Source organism: Candidatus Laterigemmans baculatus, assembly GCF_010367455.1.
GTDB lineage: Bacteria > Planctomycetota > Planctomycetia > Pirellulales > Pirellulaceae > Laterigemmans > Laterigemmans baculatus.
In genome coordinates this window covers 1-17,816 of the sequence record NZ_WRPR01000098.1, presented here as the reverse complement: position 1 = coordinate 17,816, position 17,816 = coordinate 1, and the positions used below count along the sequence as shown (strand labels likewise).

The 17,816-nt window shown below is 64.8% G+C and carries 12 protein-coding genes; 8 read left to right on the top strand and 4 right to left on the bottom strand.

Annotation, left to right across the window (positions count from 1 at the left end; all coding sequences use genetic code 11):
• Nucleotides 1-306: 306 nt before the first annotated feature.
• Nucleotides 307-1,659, bottom strand: coding sequence for a Gfo/Idh/MocA family protein (locus GNK13_RS17485; RefSeq protein WP_164103841.1), 1,353 nt, complete (start codon nucleotides 1,657-1,659; stop codon nucleotides 307-309).
• A gap of 413 nt (nucleotides 1,660-2,072) precedes the next feature.
• On the opposite strand from GNK13_RS17485, the gene GNK13_RS17480 reads away from it, so the two are divergent.
• From GNK13_RS17480 to GNK13_RS17465, 4 genes are all read left to right on the top strand, one after another.
• Nucleotides 2,073-2,327: a hypothetical protein gene (locus GNK13_RS17480; RefSeq protein WP_164103840.1), complete on the top strand. Its 255-nt coding sequence runs from the start codon at nucleotides 2,073-2,075 to the stop codon at nucleotides 2,325-2,327.
• A gap of 367 nt (nucleotides 2,328-2,694) precedes the next feature.
• A complete protein-coding gene (locus GNK13_RS17475) occupies nucleotides 2,695-3,660 on the top strand; it encodes a LysR family transcriptional regulator (protein ID WP_164103839.1) in 966 nt (321 codons plus the stop codon).
• A gap of 132 nt (nucleotides 3,661-3,792) precedes the next feature.
• Nucleotides 3,793-8,391, top strand: coding sequence for a glutamate synthase large subunit (gene gltB, locus GNK13_RS17470; RefSeq protein WP_390622524.1), 4,599 nt, complete (start codon nucleotides 3,793-3,795; stop codon nucleotides 8,389-8,391).
• 170 nt (nucleotides 8,392-8,561) lie between these two features.
• On the top strand, nucleotides 8,562-10,064 hold the full coding sequence (locus tag GNK13_RS17465) for a glutamate synthase subunit beta (protein ID WP_164103838.1): 1,503 nt from the start codon (nucleotides 8,562-8,564) through the stop codon (nucleotides 10,062-10,064).
• Between the two features lie 126 nt (nucleotides 10,065-10,190).
• Here GNK13_RS17465 and GNK13_RS17460 read toward each other — a convergent pair whose 3' ends face one another.
• The 3 genes from GNK13_RS17460 to egtB form a co-directional block, all read right to left on the bottom strand.
• Nucleotides 10,191-10,430, bottom strand: a complete 240-nt coding sequence (locus tag GNK13_RS17460; RefSeq protein ID WP_164103837.1) for a hypothetical protein — start codon at nucleotides 10,428-10,430, stop codon at nucleotides 10,191-10,193.
• Between the two features lie 118 nt (nucleotides 10,431-10,548).
• Nucleotides 10,549-11,544, bottom strand: a complete 996-nt coding sequence (gene egtD / locus GNK13_RS17455; RefSeq protein ID WP_203329122.1) for an L-histidine N(alpha)-methyltransferase — start codon at nucleotides 11,542-11,544, stop codon at nucleotides 10,549-10,551.
• Between the two features lie 132 nt (nucleotides 11,545-11,676).
• Nucleotides 11,677-13,071 (bottom strand): ergothioneine biosynthesis protein EgtB, encoded by a 1,395-nt coding sequence (gene egtB / locus GNK13_RS17450; protein ID WP_390622525.1) that lies wholly within the window; start codon nucleotides 13,069-13,071, stop codon nucleotides 11,677-11,679.
• Between the two features lie 388 nt (nucleotides 13,072-13,459).
• Between egtB and GNK13_RS17445 the strand changes: the two genes are divergently transcribed.
• From GNK13_RS17445 to GNK13_RS17430, 4 genes are all read left to right on the top strand, one after another.
• Nucleotides 13,460-14,494, top strand: a complete 1,035-nt coding sequence (locus GNK13_RS17445; RefSeq protein WP_164103836.1) for a cytochrome c — start codon at nucleotides 13,460-13,462, stop codon at nucleotides 14,492-14,494.
• A 19-nt stretch (nucleotides 14,495-14,513) separates the two neighbouring features.
• Entirely contained in the window at nucleotides 14,514-15,440 is a 927-nt protein-coding gene (locus GNK13_RS17440; RefSeq protein WP_164103835.1) for a GYF domain-containing protein, read from the top strand.
• Nucleotides 15,441-15,523: 83 nt separating this feature from the next.
• A complete protein-coding gene (locus GNK13_RS17435; RefSeq protein ID WP_164103834.1) occupies nucleotides 15,524-16,087 on the top strand; it encodes a hypothetical protein in 564 nt (187 codons plus the stop codon).
• Between the two features lie 176 nt (nucleotides 16,088-16,263).
• Nucleotides 16,264-17,811, top strand: coding sequence for a hypothetical protein (locus GNK13_RS17430; protein ID WP_164103833.1), 1,548 nt, complete (start codon nucleotides 16,264-16,266; stop codon nucleotides 17,809-17,811).
• The last annotated feature ends 5 nt before the right edge of the window (nucleotides 17,812-17,816 follow it).

The following is a 17,816-nucleotide window of genomic DNA, read 5'->3' as shown; positions in this document are numbered from 1 at the left end:
GTTCCCTCTCCCCCACGGCTTGGCTGCGAACGAAAGTTCCGCAGCCAAGCCGTGGGGGAGAGGGTTAGGGTGAGGGGGTTTGCTAATACGGTCAAAACGCCCCACCCAGCCGAAGCCCGAGAACGATTTCGGGAACGAACCCTATACCGAACGGCTCGACGGCGGCCGGCGCGCCGGCCGCTTTTTGAGGCCCCCTCACCCCAACCCTCTCCCCCAACGAGAATCGCGAAATTCTCAGAGGGTGAAGGTCGAGCGAAAGCCGCGATTCCCTTTTGGGGGAGAGGGGGCTACATGAACCCGCTCGAATTACGAGAGGATCGAGTCGTAGCCGTTGTGGAGCTTCGGCTTGACCATGAAGTCGTACTCGTCGGTACCTTTGACTTCGAGGTTTTTGGCGTCCCAGTTGATCTTCTCGCCCATCTGCTCGGACTGGTCGGCGGCCCAGACCGCCAGGTTGCCGAGGAGGATGGTTTCGGTCAGCGGCCCGGCGTAGTCGGGGAAGTTGCTGACGGCTTGTTCGCCCTGCTGGATGGCGCGAGCGAATTCGCGGAAGTGCCCCGGCGAGCGGGTGTAGTCGGCATCGACCTTCTTGCCGCCGATCAGCTCGAACTCGGCGCCGTAATCGTTCGGCGAGAAGAGTTTGCCTTCGCTGCCGATGATCAGCGAGCCGCTGTTGGAGAGCTTCTTCTCGCTGCCGTCGGGGTTCTTGCTGCGACCTTCGAGCGCTTCGGCGCTAGGCAGTTTGCCGCCGTCGTACCACACGACCTTGACCGGCCCGCGCCAATCGTTGGCGGGGAATTCGAAGACGATCTCGGACCAAGCGGGGAAGCTGATCTTGTTGTGGCCCGAAGTGATCGCTTGGACGCTGGTCGGGTTGAGCAGATCACAGCCCATGTAGGCCATGTTCATCGTGTGGCAAGCCATATCGCCGAGGGCGCCGGTGCCGAAGTCCCAGAACCCACGCCACTTGAAGGGATGGTAGGCGGGGCTGTAGGGACGCATTTCCGCCGGCCCGATCCACTCCTCCCAGTGGATTCCTTCGGGAGCTTCTTGGCCTTCGGGTTGTCCGATGCCCTGCGGCCAGACCGGTCGGTTGGTCCACACGTGGACTTCCTTGATGTCGCCGACCGCGCCCCCTTTGAGCATCGCGGCGGCTTGGCGGACGCCGCTCTCGGCCGTTCCCTGGTTGCCCATCTGGGTAACGACGTTCTTTTCGCGGGCGATCTCGCCCAACCGTCGCGCTTCCCAAATCGTCCGCGTCAGCGGTTTTTGGCAGAACGCGTGTTTGCCCATCTGCATCGCCATCGCGGCGGCGACGGCGTGCGTGTGGTCGGGCGTGCTGACGGTGACCGCATCGATGCTCCCTTCCATCTCTTCGAGCATCTTGCGGAAGTCGTTGTACCGCTTCGCGTCGGTCAGCCGCTGGGCCTTCTTGTCGAGGCGAGCGTCATCGATGTCGCACATCGCGACGACTTTGCCCGCACGGCTCGCGTCGGTCGAATCGCTTTCGCCCTTCCCGCCGATTCCGATGCAGGCAAAGCGGATCTCTTCGTTCGCCGCTCGGCTTTCCCGCGGAGCAACGCCCCCGGCAGCCCAGAAACCGGCCCCGACAGCGGCACCAGTTTTGATGAATGAACGACGGTCGGTTCTCTTGGACATGCGGGGTCTCTCCTCAAATGTTCAGAAATGCGGGCGCAGCTTCCGCCCGGTGCTGGGAATCTTAAGCTCGACCAGCATAGCCGACCTGGAGGAGCGTTTCAATTTTAGGGGCCGAGACGATTGAGAGTGCGGCGGGCGAGTAAAAGCGAAGCGGCCGCACCGATCGGGCTCGTGGAGCCGGCGAGCCGATGCCGAAGAACACCGTGAGCCGACGGCGCTAGCCGCGGGTGAGCCGACGGCGCTAGCCGCGGGTGAAACTGCGTGTCAGATCAGCCGCCACGCGCTAGCGTCCGGTTGCTGCGGAGTTCGTGAGAACCGGACGCTAGCGCGTGGCGGCTGATGAAGAATCCGAGGCTAGTGCCTACGGCTCAATGCTTCCTTTTCGTCGCCTTCTCTTTCGGAGACGTCTTGTCGTGTGGCGTTCGTTCTTTCTCGCCGTAGGCATCATGCTGCTGATCGTGGGCGGCGAATGCTTAGTCATCGACAGCGCGACCGTGTACGCGGCAGCGGAGTCGTCGGCCGCGGAGTTCGTCGATCCGGCGGCCACTCCCGCGACCGTGACCAAGCGGGTCTCCCCCTCGGAGTGGCTCCCCTGGACGTTGCTCAGCAGCGGAGCGATCGTCGTCCTCTATGCCTTTACACTTCCCCAGCGGTGGCGAGCCGGCTGATCCTTCCCGCTCTGGGCGGTGCCGTTTGCCAGTGGGCCTGGCTGCGGCGCTCCATTTTCTTTCTCTGCGGCCAGCTTGGCGACGCGGCGGGGAACAGCTCCCGCGAGGGGGGGAGCTACGGAAACGCAGTTCCCCCTGCAGGGACGCTTAGGCGGTCCACAGCCCCCTTGCCACCTGGCCTGCGGCTCGCCGCCGGGGCGGAGTGGGGCTGCCGCTCGAGCGGCTCGGGAGAGAATTTCCGCTGGAAGTTGTTGACCGGGTCTGGCGGCGTTTCTAGATTGCATCAACGGCGGTTTGAACACCGCCTCGCTTCATTAGAACCGCTAATAGCTCTTTCGACGCCTCGCCCCCCTGGGACTCGACTTCGTTGCACCTCCGGACTTTGCAGATCTACTGTGCCGTCGCCCATTTCGGCAGCTTTTCTCGGGCGGCGTCCTCGCTGGGGCTGACGCAGAGCGCGGCCAGCCAGGCGGTGTTGCATTTAGAGGAGCATTTGGGAGTCCAGTTGATCGATCGTTCGACCCGTCCGCTGGTGTTGACGCGTGCCGGCCAAGTGTATCGGGCCGGAGCGCAGAAGATGCTCCACGACTACCAGGCGGTCGAGGAAGAGGTCCGGGCGATGGGGAGCAAGCAGGTCGGGCGGGTGACGATCGCTGCGATCTACTCGATCGGGCTGAGTTACCTGCCCGATGCGACCGCCGAGTTCCGGCGGCTGTATCCCGAGATGGAAGTCACCGTCGAGTACACCAAGCCGAACCGCGTGGTGGAGCTGGTCGAGGGGGGGGACGTCGATCTCGGGTTGGTCAGCTATCCAGAGGAAGCCCGCACGGTCCGCTCGGTGCTTTGGCAGCGGGAACCGATGCGGATCATCTGTGCTCCCGGGCATCCGCTCGCTTCGCGGCGGGAAGTCCGTTTGGCCGATTTGAATGGTCTGCCGATGATCGCGTTCGAGACCGGGTTGGTCATTCGTCGCGGCATCGACCGGCATTTATCCCAGCGGCGGGTCAAGCCGCGGGTGTCGATGGAGTTCGACAATATTGACTCGCTGATCCGCGCCGTGCAGGCGAACGAGGGGATCAGCATTATTCCGGAGGCTGCGGTGCGCCGCGAGACCGCGATCGGTTCGCTGTGCGTGCTGCCCTGCGTGGATTTGGATCTGACCCGACCGCTGGGCATCGCCTGGCGTCGGGGAGGCCGACTGGGACCTGCGGCGCTGGCGTTCGCCGAGCTGCTGCTGGGTCGCCCCCTGGAAGATCGCCGCGAGCGGCCTCCGGCGGGCAAACCGTCCTCACGAGCTACCGCTCGGGGAAGAGTCCCCGACGCGATTGCCTGATTCAACTTCTTGCCCCCACGCTTGCTTCCTCCACGCTCCCGCCACCGGTCTCCAGCACCCGCGGAGCGCGGATTTTCCACCCCCCTTACATCGCACATCAATCGCAAGAGCCTCCCACGCCGGAGAAACCCCATGACCGACAAGCTGACCCGCACCGACTTTCACTTGCCGCCCAAGCAGGGGCTGTACGATCCGGAGTTGGAGAAGGACGCCTGCGGTGTTGGTTTCATCGCCAACATCAAGGGCCAGCCGAGCCATCAGATGGTGCTCGACGCCGACACGATCCTGAAGAACATGGATCACCGCGGGGCGTGCGGCTGCGAACCGAACAGCGGCGACGGCTCGGGGATTCTGACCGGGCTGCCCCATAAGTTCCTGCAGAAAGTCGCCCGCGAGGATTTGGGCGTCGAGCTGCCGGAGCCGGGACATTATGCGGCCGGGCTGATCTTCCTCCCCCAGGACGCCGAGGAGCGAGCGTTCTGCAAAGCGACCGTCGAGCGGCTGGCCGCCGAAGCGGGTCAGCGGGTGATCGGTTGGCGGGACGTTCCGCAGGGAACCGACGCCGCCGACGTGGGCCCCACGGCCCGCCGCAGCGAACCGTTCATCGAGCAGCTGTTCATCGCGGCCGAAGGGGTCCAGGGGGACGCCTTTGAGCGACGGCTGTACCAGATCCGCAAGCAGGCCAGCCACGAGCTGCGGAATGCGGAGAATCTGAAGCAGGCGCTGATGTTCTACGTCTGCTCGCTGAGCACCAAGGTGATCGTCTACAAGGGGATGCTCACTCCGGCGCAGATCATGCCCTACTTCCCCGATCTGTCGGACGCCGACTTCGAGACGCACCTGGCGATGGTGCACAGCCGGTTCTCGACCAACACCTTCCCCTCATGGGACCGCGCCCAACCGCTGCGGTTCATGAGCCACAACGGCGAGATCAACACCCTGCGGGGCAACCGCAACTGGATGCGGGCTCGCGAAGGCTCGGCCCAGAGCGATTTGTTCGGCGCCGAGCTCGAGAAGCTGTTCCCAGTGATCGAGCCCGAGCTGTCGGACTCCGGAGCTTTTGACAACGTCCTCGAATTCCTGCTGCTCAACGGCCGGACGTTGCAGGAAGCCGTGATGATGATGGTCCCCGAGGCGTGGCAGAAGCACGAGACGATGCCCGAAGATCGGCGGGCGTTCTACGAGTACCTCTCCTGTTTGATGGAGCCGTGGGACGGTCCGGCGTCGATCGTGTTCACCGACGGGCACTACATCGGTGCGACGCTCGACCGCAACGGTCTGCGTCCGAGCCGTTACTACCTGACCAACGACGACCGCGTGATCATGGCCAGCGAAGTCGGCGTGCTGCCGGTCGACCCGGCGATCGTCGTCGAAAAAGGTCGCCTCCAGCCGGGGCGGATGTTCTTGGTCGACTTCGAACAGGGACGGTTGATCCCGGACGAGGAGCTGAAGAGCGAGTTCGCCAAGCGGATGCCGTACGGCCGCTGGCTTCGCGACCAACGGATTCGGCTCTCGGACCTCAATCCCGAAGGCGAATCGCACGGCTTTGATCCCGACTCGCTGCTCGCTCGCATGCAGGCTTTCGGCTACACGACCGAGACGATGTCGTTCATGCTGATCCCGCTGGTCGAACAGCTCCGCGACCCGATCGGCTCGATGGGCAACGACTCGGCGCTGGCGTGTCTGTCGGACAACCCGCGGATGCTCTACGACTACTTCAAGCAACTGTTTGCCCAGGTCACCAACCCGGCGATCGATTCGATCCGCGAGGAGGTGATCATGTCGCTCGAGTGCTACATCGGACCGGAGCAGAATCTGCTCGCCGCAACGCCCGAGCACTGCCATCGATTGTTGGTCGAGCATCCGATCTTGACCAACGAGGAGCTGGCGGCGATCAAGCACATCGACCACGAGGGTTGGCGGAGCCAGGTGATCGACATCACGTTCGATCGCGAAGAAGGCAAATCGGGGCTGCGGCGGGCGCTCGAGCGGATCGCGGCGGAAGCGGAAGCGGCGGCCGACGCGGGGATCCAGCTGATCGTCCTCTCCGACCGCGCGACCTCGGCGACGCGGGTTCCGGTCAGCTCGCTGCTGGCTTGCGGTGCGGTCCACCACCACTTGGTCAAGCAAGCCAAGCGGACCAAGGTCGGCCTGGTGATCGAGAGCGGCGAAGCCCGCGAAGTCCACCACCACTGCTTGCTGATCGGCTACGGGGCCGACGCGATCAATCCCTACCTGGCTCTCGAAGCGCTCTGGCAGGCCCGGATCGACGGCTTGCTGCACAACCCCGCGCTCGACGACGACAAGATCGTCGCCGCCTACCGCAAGGGTGTCGCCAAGGGGATCCTCAAGGTCATGGCCAAGATGGGGATCAGCACGCTGCAGAGCTACAAGGGGGCCCAGATCTTCGAGGCGCTCGGGCTTCGCGACGAGGTCATCGACCTCTGCTTCGTGGGCACCGCCAGCCGCATCCAGGGCGTCTCGTTCGACGTCCTGGCCGAGGAGACGCTGCGTCGCCACGCCCTCGGCTACCCGGCGCACAAGACTGACCAATCGACCCAGCTGGTGAACGTCGGCGAGTACCACTGGCGGGCCGAAGGGGAGAAGCATGCCTGGGCTCCGCAGGCGATCGCGAGCCTGCAGATCGCCTCACGGACGGGCAACGAGGACGCCTACTGGAAGTTCGCTCAGACGATGAATGAAGACAACCGCGTGCGGTGTACGCTCCGCGGGCTGTTGGATTTCAACGAAGGGGTTGCCGGTCCGGCGCTGCCGCTCGACGAGGTCCAGAGCGCCAAGGAGATCGTCAAGCGTTTCTGCACCGGAGCGATGAGTTTTGGCAGCATCTCGGCCGAATCGCACGAGACGCTCGCCGTGGCGATGAACCGCCTCGGCGGCAAGAGCAACACGGGCGAAGGGGGCGAGGACCCGGTCCGCTTCCTCCCGCTGGCCAACGGCGACTCGAAGCGTTCGGCGATCAAGCAGGTCGCCTCCGGACGGTTCGGGGTCACGATCGAGTACCTGACGAACGCCGACGAGATTCAGATCAAGATCTCCCAGGGTGCCAAGCCGGGTGAAGGTGGCGAGTTGCCCGGCCGCAAGGTCGACCGCAACATCGCCCGGATCCGCTACAGCACCCCGGGCGTGGGTCTGATCAGCCCGCCGCCGCACCACGATATTTATTCGATCGAGGACCTGGCGCAGCTGATCCACGACTTGAAGAACAGCAACCCGGGAGCGCGGATCAGCGTCAAGCTGGTCAGCGAAGTCGGAGTGGGTGTGACCGCCTCGGGAGTGGCCAAGGCGCACGCCGACCACATTTTGATCTCGGGCGACACCGGCGGCACCGGAGCTTCGCCGCTGACGAGCATCAAGCACGCCGGTTTGCCGTGGGAGTTGGGGCTGGCCGAGACGCATCAGGTGTTGGTGCTGAACGACCTGCGGAGCCGCGTGACGCTGCAGACCGACGGCGGACTGAAGACCGGTCGCGACGTGGTGATCGCCGCGCTGCTCGGTGCCGAAGAGTTTGGGTTCTCGACCGCGCCGCTGATCGCCCTCGGCTGCATCATGATGCGGAAGTGCCACTTGAACACCTGCCCGGTCGGGATCGCCACGCAGGATCCGGAGCTGCGGAAGAAGTTCACCGGCAAACCGGAACACGTCGTCAACTACCTGTTCATGGTGGCCGAGGAAGCGCGGCGGATCATGGCCCGCTTGGGCTTCCGCTCGATCGACGAGATGGTCGGCCGCAGCGATGTGCTGAAGACCGACGCGGCGATCCGGCACTGGAAGACCGACGGCCTGGATCTGTCCAAGATCCTCGCCCCGGCCGAGAAGCGTCACGATGGAGTCGGGACGCGGTGCCTGATGCCGCAGGATCACGGGCTCGAGCAATCGCTCGACCTGACCCAGATCGTCCCCAAGGCCGCTCCGGCGCTCGAGTCGCAGACGCCCGTGGTGATCGACCTGCCAGTGATCAACATCAACCGCACCGTCGGCACGATCCTCAGCCACGAGATCGCCAAACGCTATGGCCAGAACGGATTGCCCGACGACACCGTGCGGCTCCGCCTCAAGGGTTCGGCCGGCCAAAGTCTCGGTGCGTTCCTGGCCCACGGCGTCACGATCGAGCTCGAAGGGGATGCCAACGACTATGTCGGCAAAGGGCTCTCCGGCGGTCACGTGATCGTCTACCCGCCGCGCCAGAGCAGCTTTGCCGCCGAGGACAACATCCTGGTCGGCAACGTCTGCCTGTACGGGGCGACCGGCGGCGAAGCCTACTTCCGCGGACGGGCGGCCGAGCGGTTTGCGGTTCGCAATAGTGGGGCCCACGCCGTGATCGAAGGCGTCGGCGACCACGGCTGCGAATACATGACCGGTGGGCGGGTGGTGATCCTCGGACGGACCGGACGGAACTTCGCCGCCGGGATGTCGGGAGGCATCGCCTACGTCTGGGACCGCGAAGGGCAATTCAACCTGCGGTGCAACCTGGCCACGGTCGAGCTGGAGAAGATCGCTCCGGGAGTCGAGGAAGCCGAGGTGCGGCTGATGATCGAAAACCATCAGCGGTACACCGACAGCGCGGCTGCCGATGACGCCCTGCAGAACTGGTCGACCTTCATGGATCAGTGCGTCAAAGTCATGCCGACCGACTACAAGCGAGTGCTCCAAGAGATGGCAGCCGAGCTCGAACCCAGTCAAGCCACGGCCAGCGCCGCCGGCCAGAATTAACGCTCGTCGTTCATCAGCCGCCGGGCGCTAGCCCCCAATTCCTTGAGCAACCGGTTCCCTGAGCAACCGGTTCCCTGAGCAACCGGTCGCTCGCGCGAGGCGGCTGATGCGACGACCTTCCTACCAATACAAAACGCAGACAACACACAACTCACGCGGAGACGACTGTCATGGGAAAGCCCACTGGATTCAAAGAGTTTGATCGCAAGAAAGTGCCTTGGCGGTTGCCGGTCGTGCGGATCAACGATTACGACGAGATCTACACCGAGCCGCGTGAAGAGCAGCTCCGCGAACAGGGCGCCCGCTGCATGGACTGTGGCGTTCCGTTCTGCCAATCGAACTCGGGCTGCCCGATCGACAACTTGATTCCCGAGTGGAACGACCTGGTCTACAACAACCGCTGGCGAGAAGCGATCGAGCGGTTGCACAAGACCAACAACTTCCCCGAGTTCACCGGTCGCGCCTGCCCGGCTCCCTGCGAAGGGGCGTGCGTGCTGGGGATCACCAATCCGCCGGTGACGATCAAGAACATCGAGAACGCGATCGTCGACCGAGCCTGGGCCGAAGGCTGGATCAAGCCCGAACCGCCGGCCGAACGGACCGGCAAGAACGTCGCCGTCATCGGCTCCGGTCCCGCGGGCTTGGCCGCCGCAGATCAGCTGAATAAAGTCGGCCACACGGTCACCGTGTACGAACGGGCCGACCGCATCGGCGGGCTGCTGCAGTACGGCATTCCCAACATGAAGCTCGACAAGCGTGTGGTCGAACGGCGGGTCGACAAGCTGCGGGCCGAAGGAATCCACTTTGTGACCGGTGCCAACGTGGGTGAAAACGTCGACGCCAAAGAGCTGCTCGCCGCCAACGACGCGGTCTTGCTAGCCTGCGGCAGCACCAAACCGCGCGACCTGCCGATCCCCGGCCGTGAGCTGCGGGGCGTTTATCCGGCGATGGAATTCCTGACGGCGAACACCAAGCGGGTCCACGGCGATTCGCTCAACGGCGAGTTCATCAGCGCCGAAGGCAAAGACGTCGTCGTCATCGGCGGCGGCGACACCGGCACCGACTGCATCGCGACCAGCATCCGCCACGGGTGCCGGAGCATGGTCAACTTCGAACTTCTGCCCAAGCCTCCCGAGGAGCGGGCCGACGACAACCCATGGCCCGAGTGGCCGCGGACGTTCCGTGTCGACTATGGACACGAAGAAGCGTCGGTGAAATTTGGCCGCGATCCTCGCGAGTACCAAATCCTCTCCAAAAGCTTCGTCGATGACGGCCACGGCAACGTCGCCGGGATTCGCACCGTCCATGTCCGCTGGAACAAGAAGGACGACGGCGGCTGGGAGATGGAAGAGGTCGAGGGAAGCGAGAAGATCGTTCCCGCACAGCTCGTCCTGCTGGCGATGGGCTTTGTCGGTCCCGAGCAGTACTTGGCCCAGGCCTTGGGAGTGGAGACCGACGCGCGGAGCAATTTCGAAGCGCGGCACGGCGAGTTCACCACCAACATCCCCAAAGTCTTCGCGGCCGGCGACTGCCGCCGCGGTCAGAGCTTGGTGGTGTGGGCCATCAACGAAGGCCGCGGAGCCGCCCGAGCGATCGACATCTTCCTGGAGGGAAGCAGCCAGCTGCCCGCCCCTGGAGTCACGATGGGCACCGCCATGACGGCCGCGGTGTAGTTTCTGCCCCCTCTCCCCTAAAGGGAATCGCAGCGACCCCTCGACCTTCACCCCAAAAGAATTTCGCGATTCCCTTTGGGGGAGAAGGCCGGGGAGAGGGGACCGGAAAACGGCTGACGTCCTGGCTCAGTCGACCCGTTCGGCCGGCTCGTTTTCGTTCTCTTCCGGCACGTCGACGTCGAGCGTCGGCACGGTGACTTCTTTCTCACCGGTGGTCACTTCCGGGCCATGCACGTCCACGTCGGGTGCCTCCCCTTCGTGCACCTCGACCTCAGGCATCCGCCCTTCGTCGGCCACGTCGACGTCGCAGCCAACCAGACCACAACACAGCAAACCGCCAGCAATCAAAGTCGTCACGCGTTTCATCGTTCTTTCCTTTGGGTGGTAATTCAAAGAAGTCACTCTCACGGGTGTCTTTCGATAGCCGCAGAAGAAGCAAGCGGCGTGCCAATGCGATCGCACTGCAGCGCCATTTATTTGCAGCTCACCTCGCCTCGGCATAAATCAGCGCGAAGTACTGCTGCGGGTCGGTCCACACCTGCCGGACCTGCCAGCCGCGGTCGGCGAGCCGCGTGCGGAACGGCTCGAGCGCGTATTTGTGCGAGTACTCGGTCACGAGCGGCTCTCCCGCTTCGACGACGAAGCGACGCCCGGCAAGTTCGAATTCGACTCGCCGCAAGGCTCGCAGCCGCATTTCAATCCTCTCGGACTCCGCCACGTAAGGAGCCTCGTGGGCGAAGGCGTCGAGCGGAATCTGCGTGCCGAGGCGGCGATTCAAGTGCGCGAGCAGGTTGAGATTGAACTCAGCAGTCAGTCCCGCGGCGTCGTTATAAGCCGCTTCGAGCACGGCCACGTCTTTCTGCAAATCGACCCCCAGCAGCAACCCTCCGGGGACTCGCGCGGCCGCTTCGCGCCCCGCTTCGCGCACCAGATCGCTGAACCGGCTGAGCAACGCGTCGGCTCCCTCGGTGGTGAGATTGCCGATCGTGGAACCGGGAAAGTAGACGACGTACCGCCGGGGCTCGGAGCTCAGCGGAGGCAGACGGAGGGGCTGGAGAAAATCGCCGCAGACCGCTGAGATCTCCAGTTCCGGAAACTCTTCGCCGAGCCGTCCGACGGAATCGACGAGATGGTCTCGCGCGATCTCGACTGGAACGTAAGCGGCAGGAGCGTCGAGTTCCGAGAGCAACCGCCGCGTTTTGACTCCGCTGCCGCTGCCCATCTCGACCAGACACACCCGCGGTCCCAGCGCGGCAGCCATCTGGTCGACGTGCGTCTCCATCAGACTTAGCTCGGTGCGAGTGACGTAGTACTCCGGCAATTCGCAGATGGCGTCGAACAACTCGCTGCCGCGGGCATCGTAAAAGTACTTGCTCGGCAGCCGCCTGGGCCGCTCCGAGAGCGACTCGAGCACCTCCTGAAGCATCGTCGATCGCTGCGGAGCCAGATCGAGCACTGGTGGAGAGGAATGGGTGGCCAATGTTTCTCTGCAGGGTAGGGGGGGAAAATGGAAATCAGCCGCCACGCGCTAGCGTCCGGTTTTCACGGCGTTTTCGATAACCGGGGGCTAGCGCCCGGCGGCTGATGATTGCTCCCGGCTAGCGCCGTCGGCTCAGGGGTCCGCGGCCAAGCGGATTCCGCTGAATTGCCATCTCGCGTCGGGGGGAAAGAAATTGCGGTAGGTCACTCGCAGATGATCCCGACTGGTCGCGACCGAGCCGCCTCGCAAGACGAACTGGTTGCACATGAATTTGCCGTTGTATTCGCCGATCGCACCGCTCGGCGGGCGATAGCCGGGGTAGCCGAGATAGGGACTGGCGGTCCATTCCCAGACGTCGCCGAACAGTCCCCGTGGTCCGGTCGTGACGGGAGAACCGTCGCCCGCCTGCAGCGACGCAACGTCCCGCAGGGCCTGCGGATGCCACCGGCGGTCGTCGGCGAACGTCCCGTAGCTGGCCGGCTCGTCGATCCACTGCGACGCCACGTGCTCCCATTCCGCTTCGCTGGGCAAGCGACAACCGCGCCAGCGGGCGTAGGCGTCGGCTTCAAAAAAGCTCACGTGACAAACCGGCTCCGCAAGATCCAGCGGACGCAGCCCGGCGAGGGTGAACTCGAGCCACTGGCCGTCGCGATGAACCCAGTAGAGCGGCCCGCTGAGCTTTTGCTGCTGGACCACCTGCCACCCCGCGTCCAGCCAATGCTCCGAACACGCATAGCCGCCGGCTTCGATGAACTCCAAAAACTGGCCGTTGGTGACGACCGTGCGGGCGAGCCGGAACGGCTGCAGCAAAACCGAATGCCGCGGCAGTTCGTTGTCGTAGGCAAACGCCTCGCCAGCATGCCCAATCGAGACGATGCCGCCAGAGTCTTCGTACCACGGCTCGTCGCTCACAGCGGCCGCCCCCCGGTTCCCTGCGGCCGCCGCCCGGTTCCCTGCGGCCGCCGTCTGGCCGGGGCGGGCCGAGGAGGGATCGAACGTCGGGTAAAGCGGGTTGCAGCTGAAGGCGTGCTTGATGTCGGTCAGCATCAATTCCTGGTGCTGCTGCTCATGCTGTAGCCCGGTCTGGAACACGGAGCTGAGCGATTCCCACGCCCGACTCTCTCGGCTGGCGGGGCTTCGATGCTGCAGTTCCCCATCTTGCTGGAGCCTCTGGAGCTCCCGCTCGACCGCCTCGTCGACCTGCTGCCGGTACCGCCACACCTCGGCGACTGTCGGGCGGCTCAGCAGGCCTCGCCGAGGCCGCGGAAACGGATCGCCAAGCGTCGTGTAGTAGGAATTGAACAAATAATGGAACTGCTCGTTCGGCGATCGATAGTCCGGCTGCAGCTCCCGCAGCACGAACGTTTCGAAGAACCAGGTCGTATGGGCCAGATGCCAGCGAATGGGGCTCGCCTCGGGCATCGACTGGACGACGCAGTCCTCGGGCTCCAGGAAGCTGCAGATGACGCGGCTGAACTCGCGGACGCGGCGAAACGCCTGCAGAGCCTCGGCGGGAGTGGGGCGCAGCGGCGGGGGCTGAACCCCAGCGGGCGAGATCCGACCAGCGGGCGATTTTTGGCTTGCGGGCGCTGGATGGGCAGCGGCCGTTGGATGGGCAGCGGGCGCTGGATGGGCAGCGGGCGTTGGATGGGCAGCGGCCGATGGATGGGCAGCGGGCGGTGCGGTGGATGAGCGAATCAAGGCTGGGCGACTCGAACAGCGGAAACGGGATCCGGCAAATAAGCGGTGGCGGTGTAGACTGAGAAGGCGAGGGGGGCCCTGGCACGGCTGCCGAGCCGGCTTCTATGCTGGCCAGAGAGCATTCGGCGTACCGGGCCCGATTCGCCACGGACCAGCGGCGAATCGGCGGGGTCTACCGTCACTCGCAACCCACTCCTCTTCTGGTGTTCGATCCATGGCTTTGCCCCGAACCGACCTCCGGCGTCCCTCGGTCGCGCTGAGGTTCGCGCTGATGTTGGCGATCGCCCTTGCCTCGGCATCTTCGGCCGTGGCCCAGCAACGTCGGGCGCGGCCGCCGCAGTATCCCGAGGGAGCGTTTCGGGGTGTCTTTTTCGAAGACATCGGCGAAGCCCTTCGCGGCGAGCGGCCCCGAGTCGAGGCGCTCGGGCCAGCCGGCGGGGCTGTGGCCAATCGCGGCGGCTCTCCGGCCAACTCCGCGACCGGCCCTTCTGGCGGCGCTACCGCGACGGCGGCTGGCGGCTCTACCGCGACGGCGGCTGGGGGGGCGTCGGGCGGCGGTGGCTGGTCTTCGCTGATCGAGGCGGTCCACTTGGAAGACGAAGTCAAGCGTTTGAAGCTCGAATACGACGGCCTGGTGACGACCCCCAGCCGTTTTCGCAGCGGCGGATTCCAGGACGTCCGGCAAACGCTCTCGATCCTGGCGACGCTGATGGCGGTGATCGCCGACTACGAGGGACGGGTTCGGTTCCAAGAGGATGCGGCGGCCGCGCGAGATTTATTGGCTCGCTCTGCCAAGAATGTGACCGCCGGTTCGGACGAGGCGTTTGACGAAGCCAAGCAGCGGAAGGCCGACCTGCAGGATCTGGTCAGTGGCACGGGGCTGAATCGCGCTGCCCCGGCCGAAGCGATCGACTGGACGCTCATCGGAGCCCGTTCGCCGCTGATGAACTATCTCGAACAACTGCTGGCCGAACCGCTCGAGAGCGAAACGACCGATGCGGCAACGGTCGAACAGTCGAAAGAGGAACTCGATCGGGCCGCCGCCCTGGTCGCCGTGGTCGCCGAAGTGCTCCAGCAGGAGGGCATGGAGGATGCGGACGACCCCGATTACCGTCAGCTCTCCGACGCCATGCGGCAAGCGGCCCAAGATGTCCGCGCCGCGCTGGCCGACGACGACGCCGAGGGAGCGCGGAAGGCGGTCGGCCAAATCGGTCAATCCTGTAGCGCCTGTCACGAACAATACCGGTGACGCTTTTGGAGGTCGCCCCATGGGGATTCGGTTCGCGTGCCACGCGTGCAACAAACCACTGAACATCAAGGAGTCGCTGGCCGGCAAACGGGGCAAATGCCCACGCTGCGGCGCCCGCTTCCGCATTCCGACCGAGGACCGCGAGTTCTCGCTCCGCCTGGACGATCCGAGCGGAGAAGCGGCCGCGGACGTCGGGCCCGATGAAGCAGGCAGCCGCGAAGCAACAAGCCAGGGAGCAGGCAGCCAGGGAGCAGACAGTCGCGATTCTGAGGGGGCCGGCGAGGAAAGCGACTCGGCCAGCATCGTCGCCGAAGAATCCGCGGTGACCGAGCCGACCGGTGAGACCGAACAGCCTCCGTTCGATCCGCTGGCCGATCCTCTGGCGCAGTGGTACGTGCGGCCGGCGTCCGGCGGCCAGTACGGTCCGGCCGACGGGCCGACCGTGCGGCAGTGGGTTGGCGAGCAGAGGCTGACGGCCGAGGCGTTGCTGTGGCGCGACGGCTGGGCCGAATGGCGAGCCGCCGGTGAGGTGCTCGGTGAGGTGCTCGGCGACACCCCCGCCGTGGCTCGGAGTGGGCCGAGCGTCAAAACCGAGCCAAGTCCGGCGATCGCTCCAGGCGGGAAAGATTCGCCGAGCCGCCCGGCTTGGACGCCCGGTCGCCAAGCCGGTTCCTCCGGCGATACGCTATCCTCACCTGCAGCGGCCACTGCGGCGCCCGATGTGCGTGAGCAGCCCACCGAGGTGGACCTCTCGCCCGCTTCGGCCGCCGAGACTTACCTCGGTGCCCGCCGCCGCCGCAAGCAGAGGCAGCGAACGGTGCTGATCGGAACGCTGATCGTCGCCAGCCTGCTGCTGGTCGCCGCCCTGGTCCTGGCGCTGCTCGGAGGCCCCATCCTTTCAGCTGCCGTTACTTCAGCTGCCTTTACTTTAGCTGCCATGTGCTAGACATGGATTATTCATCAACCGCGGGGCGGTCGTCCCCGGTTTGCGAAACCTTTCCCAGCTCCCTGTCTTTCGAGGAATTTCCGATGCGTCATTTCTGCGCTGCACTGTTGGCTGGCCTGCTTCTCGCCGCGGTCCCGGTCGGATCGGCCCGAGCGGAGGAAGCGGACGCCAAAGCTCCTCAGACGATTCGAATCTTCGACGCCTTGACGTTGACGGTGCCCGAAGGCTGGAAGCCGCAGCCGCCGAAGTCGCGGATCGTCGAGCACGAATTCGCGGCTCCGCAGGGCGAGGGGGAAGACGTTCCCACGTCGCGGATCACGATGATGGCCGCCGGTGGAGACGTCGAGGCGAACATCAGCCGCTGGAAGGGCCAGTTCGAAGGGGACAGCGAAGCGAAAGTGGAAAAATTCCAAGCTGCCGGGGCGAGCGTGCACTACGTTCAACTGTCCGGATCGTTTAAGGACACGATGGGAGGTGGTCCCTTCTCGGGGGGACGCACCGTCGTCCGCGAAAATTACGGCATGCTCGGTGCGATCATCGTGCTCCCCAACGGTCGCCAGTACTTCATCAAACTGACCGGCCCGCAGAAGGCAGTCGACGCCGAGCGGGAAGCGTTCAAGGCGATGCTCCAAGAGCTGAAGGCCTGAGCCCTGGGTCACTGTCCGGAGGCCTGGGCGGTGCCCAGTTTCTCATTATCAGCCGCCACGCGCTAGCGTCCGGTTCCATATCGCATTTTGAATGAACCGTGGGCTAGCGCCCGGCGGCTGATTACATATCTGGGTCGGCGCCCATCCCTACTGAGTCTGAGATTCCGCAGCCACGAATGAACATCCAAAGCCTGCTCGAACACCACGGCATCCTCCGCAACCCGTTTGCCGAGGAGGATGCTCAGACCGACCCGGTTTTTAAAGAGCATTGCATCCAAAGCGCCTACCATCCGGTCTGGGACAAGGTCTACGGCGACCCGAGCGAGCCGGCCACGGCGATCGTGTTCGGCCCCAAGGGTTCGGGCAAAACGGCGATGCGACTGCAGATCGACCGCCATCTGAAGCGCTACAATCGCGAGCATCCCAAAAACCGGGTGTGGGTGATTCGCTACGACGACTTCAATCCCTTCCTGGACCACTTCCGCGAGCGGATGAGTCGGCGGGCGGCGCGGAAACCGGAGCGGGTGCTCGAATCGTGGCGGCTGTGGGACCACATGGATTCGATCCTCTGCCTCGGCGTCACCCAGCTGGTCGACTCGATCCTCGATGCGCGCGCCAGTAATGCCGGAGCGGGGGGCGATGCCGGAGCGGGGGGCGAGGCTGGAGCGGGGGGCGAGGCTGGAGCGGAGGCCGCGGTGCACAAGGAAGACGTCGATCGCCTGGAGCGGACCAGCACCCGCGATCTGCTGATGCTGGCCTGCTGCTACGATCAATCGACCGCTTCGACCTTCACCGGTCGCTGGGGTGAACTCCGCAAGCGGCTCGGCTACCAGAATTGGACGGTCCACCTCGACCTGGTGCTGGCCGTGGTGTGGGTGATTGCCGCCGCGGCGATCGTGCTCTGGCTCTACTTTTCCCAGCGGATCAGCGGCACGACCGTCGCTTGGCTGCTGCCGCTAGCGGCCGTCATTGGGACGCTGCCGTACGCGCTCCGCTGGCTCCGCTGCCACTGGCTGGCCCGTGGGGTCCGCAAACACATGCGGGTCGGCAAGCGCGAACAGTCTTCGCTCCGTAAAGTCCTGCTGCGGTTGCCGGCGAAGGAATTGGCCAGCCAACCGCTCCCGCGTTTCGACCGCACCGACGACCGCTACGAGTTGCTGAACAAGTTTCAGATGCTGCTCGAGCGACTGGGGTTTGTCGGCACGATCGTGTTGGTCGACCGCGTCGACGAGCCGCATCTGACCGGCGGCAAGCAAGAGTTGATGCGCCGCTTCGTGTGGCCGCTGCTCGACAACAAGCTCCTCAAACAGCCCGGCCTGGGACTCAAGCTGATGTTGCCCCAGGAGCTGTACCGCGACGTCGAGCGGGAGGATCGCGAATTTCACGAGCGAGCCAGGCTCGACAAACAGAACGTCATCCCTTCGTTCGCCTGGACCGGCGAGGCGCTCTACGACTTGGCTCGCAGCCGAATGGTCGCCTGCGCCGCCGAGGGTCAGGAGCCGGAACCGAAGGATCTGTTCGACGAAAAGCTCTCCTACCAGCGGCTGCTGATGGTCTTCCAGAGCCTCCGCGTCCCGCGGCACTTGTTCCGCTTCCTCTACCGAGTCCTGGTCGAGCATTGCAACAAGTACACTGACGCCGACCGCCGCTACAAAATCGACGCCGAGACGTTCGAAGCGGTGCTGGCGCTCTACAGCCGCGAACTCGATTCGCCCACGGCGTGAGGCGA